The sequence below is a fragment of the Thermosipho sp. (in: thermotogales) genome, from assembly GCF_020054775.1.
Classification (GTDB): Bacteria; Thermotogota; Thermotogae; order Thermotogales; family Fervidobacteriaceae; genus Thermosipho; species Thermosipho africanus.
Map to the genome: position 1 here is coordinate 1 of NZ_JAIHAP010000103.1, position 5,378 is coordinate 5,378.

Below are 5,378 nucleotides of genomic sequence, written 5' to 3' on the forward strand. Positions count from 1 at the left end.
TTAAAACCCAACTTGCCTACTTTTTCTTCCTAAAACGGGTGATCCGCTGGGTAAAAAGAAACAGGCCCCTTTCCTTATGGTTGAAAAGTGGGGAAAGGGGCCACAGGTCCCTCTTCCACACGGGTGGGGAGCCGGAGAAGGGTGCTAATAAAGATCATTATACGAGAGTTATATGATAAAATAACTCACCTTCAAAAAGATATGATATAATTAAATTGACAAAGAAAACACTTCACTAATTCTACGGGCGGGCAGCGCAGAACCGTATTCTATGACTTTCTAAAAGCCTTTCTACTAAGAGAGATCACACAACAAAGAAAAGAAACAGATTTAAAATGCGAACAAACTGAACTAATAGGCAAAGACTTCTCCATAAAAAGTTCAGACATACTATAAATAGGCATCGACAATGGATCTAACAAACCGGTTACGAAGAGCTAAAAGAAATGGGAGTGCCAAGAATGGACACATTAGAAGAGATAGCAAAAAGAGACAGAGAAAAAGCTCGATTAGAAGGCAAACTTGAAGAAAGAGAAAGATTTATAGAATTCATCATAGAAATCCTAAACCAAAGGTTTGGAGAAGATTTCGATAAAAGTTTAGAAAAGAAGATCAGAAAAGCAAATGAAGAAACCATAAACCAAATAAAGAAAAATATTCTTAGTATAACATTAGAAGAACTAAAAGATTTAGTAAAGTAGTTATAGAAAGCTGATACTAATGCCAAGTATAAGGTTTATAATTCTGCTTTTAAAAAATATCACTCCTTTGCTGTGATGGTTTCAATGAGGAGTGATATTTTTTTGTCTCCTAAATTTGATTGCCTTAACAGAACATTTATTCATGCCTGTTTTAGAATTCTTAAATTTTTGTAATTGTCAAACTCAGGAAATTTTTTGAATCTGTTATCGTCTATAATTTTTTTAAAATAGAGTTTATTCATTTTTGTCTTTACTTTTCCTTTTGATCTTAACTGGCATCTTTTTGTCGGCGTTGGTACTCTACTTTTCTTTTTGCCAAGTAATTGCCAAATATTCGCCAACTAATTGCCAAATTATTTGATAACATAGTGGCTATTCCTACCTTTCCCCTCAAATTTAAAAATTTTCTTGTTTATTAAATCCATTAAATCCTTTAAGTCATTTGTGGGTGCAGTTCTAAAATAAATGTTTGATTCCTGATATGTTTTTTTTCATTTCCCGTTAGTCAAATATTGGTCATTTATTAGTCAATTTAGTCAATTGGTAGGCAACTCCCTTACCTGCTTTTCCAATCCTTGTAAATATCCCCTTCTTCACTATCTCTGCGAGATCAATAGTTGCCATTTGCCTAGATACATTGGTAATTTCCTGATATTCCCTATTCGTAATCTTTCCCTTTTCTTTTACATACTTTACTGCCTTGATTTGCCTTTCATTTAACCCAATTTTTCTTAAATGTTCTTCTGTATAAATGTCTTTATAGAAATAAACTGCAAAACCGCCAAATTCCTCTTTAAATTCGGGTTCCGGTAATCCTGCTTTTTTACATTCATCAATAATTTTTATGGTTCCTCTACCCCAAGCCTCTATTAGTCCAGCTTTGAAAAATACATCTACCAACAACTCATTTCTAGGATAATTCGAATGCTTAACTTCTATAATAATTATTTCCTTACCGTTTTTCTTTTTTAATCGGACACTTGGTATAATGCCAAGGATATCCCGTCATTTCTTAGAGTCTTCGACGCCAATAGGCTTACCATTATCATCAACTCCGGTGAGCAATCTTCAGCCATCGGTATTTGCAGAGGCACAAATCGATTTTAGATATTCGTCCCGTTATGAGGACTTGAATTCGGGGTATGAGATTCAACTGATTCTAAACCCGTATTTCTTTTCTCTTTTTTCAAAAGCTTCTTTCCCGCCTTCTAATATTTCACAAACATGTTCTCTAATTCCTTGCTTTTCTAAAATGATACTATTAGAAATATCAATAAATGTATTTTCAAGCGAACCGCTAACATAACTTATCCTTGAAGTTTGTTTTGCCATTTCTCTATCAAAATTTGCTACAATTATCTGTTCAGAATCTGTATTCACAACAAGGTTTGGATTATGAGTAACAACAATTACCTGTCTTCTTTTCTTTGCTTCTCTAAAGTATCTTATAAGAGTGATATAAATTGAACGGTTATCTAGATTTTCTTCCGGCTCATCAATTAAAATAGGTCTTTTGTCTTCTTCATCAAGTTCTAAGAATAGAATAAGAAGTGCAATCCCTTTTAAACCGGGCGATAAGTTTTTAAGTTCGATGGCATTAAATTTGATTGAATAATCTATGCTATAATATTTTGTAGAATAAAGCCAATTATCAAAATCTTTCTCTGTATATTTTTTTCTTTTAGCTGAGAAATGATTGTTCTACCATCTTTCGTAAATAATTCCTGAACTTTTTTTAAAAATCCTTTTATGTTTTTAGAATCAACTTCTGGAAATTCTACATCGTCGAGATTCAGCCGAAATTTTAATTTTTCTAATTCTTCTCTTAGAACTTCTTGTCTAGACTGACGAAACATCCCATCTGCTCTCAAATCTATAAGTTCATGCCCTTCTTTTGCCATAGTGTTTATGTCAAAGTCAAATTGAACAGTGAAATCAAATAGTTTTTTATTTTCTTCTCCGCTTTCTTGTAAGCTATTTACCAGAGGCGAATAAATTTCTTTTAGTTCCTTTTTTTCTTCAAAAATTATCTCAAAATATTTAATAAAAAGTTTCTCTCTGTTTTCTAGCAACTTAGGTAATTCCTTTTCTGCGTCTTCAATTTTTTTAATATCTTCATTCAAGGAATCCTTTTTCTTCTTTAATTCTGATAGTGAATTATTTATCTCTTTAAATTTATCTTGTTTTGTCTTTTCAAGTTCTATCTTGTTATTCAATTCTTTAATATATACCTTGATTTTATCTAACTCGGTTTCTTGTTTTTTGATTTCCTGTTTTATTTCCTCTTTTCGACCATTTAGTAGTTGAAGTACTTCTTCAAGATTTTCTCGATATAAAAAAACTTTTAGCTTTTTTATATCCTCTTGCTTAACTCCTATGTCCTTAAGACCTCTTTTTAATTTATCTGAAAATTCTTCTATATTTTCAATAAATGTTGATGTGTCATTTTCTATTTCTTCTATTTTCAATAGATTTGTTCTCAAATGTGAAATTGTTTTTTCAAGTTTAGATTTCTGATCGGTAAAAGATTTAAGATTATTCAATATTTTTGTCTGCTCTTGAGAATCTTTCACACCCTCCGTTATTTTTTTAATTTCATCCTCGAATTTTTTGATTTCACCTTCAATTTTTTTCTTATCTTCATTTTTACTGGATTTAGACTTGATTAACAATCTATATTCATAAATTTCGGAGTTTTTATCCTCTATTTGTCGTGCAACTCTACGCTTCTTATCATTTATCACCTGTAAATGATCATCTTTATAACTTCTGAAATTTGTATACATAGCTTTGCTTTCTGCAGGAATTTTTTGGAAAATTATATCTTCTATTTGGCTTTCAAGTTCACTTTTCCCCAACTCAGAACATAACTGGTCAACATAATCTTGAGGTAAATACCTTACCTTGCCTTCTTTATTGATTTCTTCTAACTTTTCTCCGATTTCTTTTTCATCGGAACTACCATCTTCCCATTCTACTTTTATCTTCGTATCCTTCATTTCTTTATATGCCTTCTTCAAAAATGATTTGGATTTGTTTTCATCTTCTTCATAACATCTGTAACTGCCAGTTGCATAAGCAATTAAATCCAAAATAGCAGTTTTGCCTGTCCCTTTCCCTCCTATGATACTTATTAGCCCTTCATTTAATGGGATTGATCTATCTTCAAACCAGTTATTTGAATTAGACATTGTAATTGTTTTAATTATCTTGTTTCGTTCTATTTTGTGTGGAGGTTCTTCTCCAATGTAAATCCTTTCTTCTGGTTCATAAATAATCTGTTTCAAACCTTCAAAAGTAGGATCAGCTTTAATCCATGTGTATCTTTTTTGTTCTGGCTCAAATAATTTATCAAATGAATGAGCATCAGATCCCCATATACAGGGTTTAAGACTTTTAAATTCCATCAGAAAGTTTTCAATAGAGAGATGTTTGTGTCCCAAACCAAATTCCTTTGTTTTTTGATTTGATGAAAAGAAACCGTCGCTTTTCTGAAAAATTACTTTCCTAACATTATGATCTTGACTATCCCAAGATATTTCACTTAAGTCTTCATCAACGGGAACAAATGTCAAATATTTTCCTTCAAAAAAAGATTTCTTGTTAGATAAAATATCTGAAATTACTTTATCATCTACCACTGCTGTCATCATACCTACTTCGGTTTCGCTTTTTTTTCAAATTTAGTATGTTCTTTTTTAAGCTTATTACCTAACTTCCTAAGATTATTTATACTCAAAGATAATTCCTCATCTTCATTCTGCGGAGTACCTTCATACACGAATTTAATCTCTCTTAAGAAATTTTCTTCGATATCTTCAACAGACACTTTATCCGAAAAAATAACATGAAAATTAATTCTATTACTACCAACCAATTTATTTAACCTGAACTCAATATTCGGAAGCAATAAGATACGCCTAATCTTTTTTATTTCTCCATCCTCAAAGCCCAATTTTTCAATTATTTTACCATTGTTTAAGTATTCATTTTTTATTTTCTTGTACCCTTCCACCACGAAATAATCAGTAATTCCTATAACAGCGATATTTTTCTCAATTGCTTTTTTGAACAATGTCGTCACATACTTATCCCAAGTAGTTTTTTCATCAGGATTGCCAAATTGATTATTTAAAATTGAAAAAGGTGTATGTACATGTAAATCCCATTTTCTCCATTCTGAACCTTTTGGAAAATTGAAGTTACTCATATCCTTTCTACCCCCCCAATCGATGATTTAACAAGTTTGTACTCTAAATTTTTTTGTTGATTTTTTTCTAGCCAGCAGATTCTACTTCTTCGCCAGCAACTTTTTAAACCATTTACCAATATTCATTAGCTCATATTAGATGTACGTAAAAAAGATTGGTTAGATCATAATTCAATGTCTTTGAAATGTTGTTATAATAATAAAAAACATACAAAAGTTTGAATATGGTAAAATTAAGCGAAGAAATAAAAGTTCTTATGGTAAATTATATAACATTCATTTAACAAAAAACAAATCAATTCTAAAGATATAACTACAATCTAAACATTATCCTATTTTGATGACAATTAATTATAATCTAACTCCTCACTTGACAAGGTTAAAAAATTATGTTATACTAAAATTAAATTGATATTAACGGGGTAATAGCATGTTTGATCAAGAAAAGCTTTTTTTAAAATCACCCA

General features: G+C 30.7%; 6 protein-coding genes and 1 pseudogene. 1 reads left to right on the forward strand and 6 read right to left on the reverse strand.

Translation table 11 applies throughout. The annotated features are described in order from the left end of the window. Window positions 1-461 precede the first annotated feature (461 nt). Window positions 462-701, forward strand: a complete 240-nt coding sequence (locus tag JG780_RS10545) for an RpnC/YadD family protein (protein WP_103065608.1) — start codon at window positions 462-464, stop codon at window positions 699-701. A 140-nt stretch (window positions 702-841) separates the two neighbouring features. On the opposite strand, the gene JG780_RS10550 is transcribed toward JG780_RS10545, so the two are convergent. The 6 genes and pseudogenes from JG780_RS10550 to JG780_RS10570 all read right to left on the reverse strand — a co-directional run bounded on the left by JG780_RS10550 (window position 842) and on the right by JG780_RS10570 (window position 4,911). Beyond that, on the reverse strand, window positions 842-1,042 hold the full coding sequence (locus JG780_RS10550) for a hypothetical protein (protein WP_103065607.1): 201 nt from the start codon (window positions 1,040-1,042) through the stop codon (window positions 842-844). A 175-nt stretch (window positions 1,043-1,217) separates the two neighbouring features. Next, on the reverse strand, window positions 1,218-1,700 hold the full coding sequence (locus JG780_RS10555) for an ATP-binding protein (protein WP_199171194.1): 483 nt from the start codon (window positions 1,698-1,700) through the stop codon (window positions 1,218-1,220). Between the two features lie 150 nt (window positions 1,701-1,850). After that, window positions 1,851-2,081, reverse strand: a complete 231-nt coding sequence (locus JG780_RS10560) for a hypothetical protein (protein ID WP_287570601.1) — start codon at window positions 2,079-2,081, stop codon at window positions 1,851-1,853. Between the two features lie 12 nt (window positions 2,082-2,093). Then, window positions 2,094-2,321 (reverse strand): annotated as a pseudogene (locus JG780_RS10730) (AAA family ATPase); the annotation flags it as partial. Next, on the reverse strand, window positions 2,318-4,354 hold the full coding sequence (locus tag JG780_RS10565) for a coiled-coil domain-containing protein (RefSeq protein WP_287570602.1): 2,037 nt from the start codon (window positions 4,352-4,354) through the stop codon (window positions 2,318-2,320). The gene JG780_RS10565 and the pseudogene JG780_RS10730, both read right to left, overlap by 4 nt. A 2-nt stretch (window positions 4,355-4,356) precedes the next feature. Then, window positions 4,357-4,911: a hypothetical protein gene (locus JG780_RS10570; protein ID WP_287570603.1), complete on the reverse strand. Its 555-nt coding sequence runs from the start codon at window positions 4,909-4,911 to the stop codon at window positions 4,357-4,359. Window positions 4,912-5,378 lie beyond the last annotated feature (467 nt).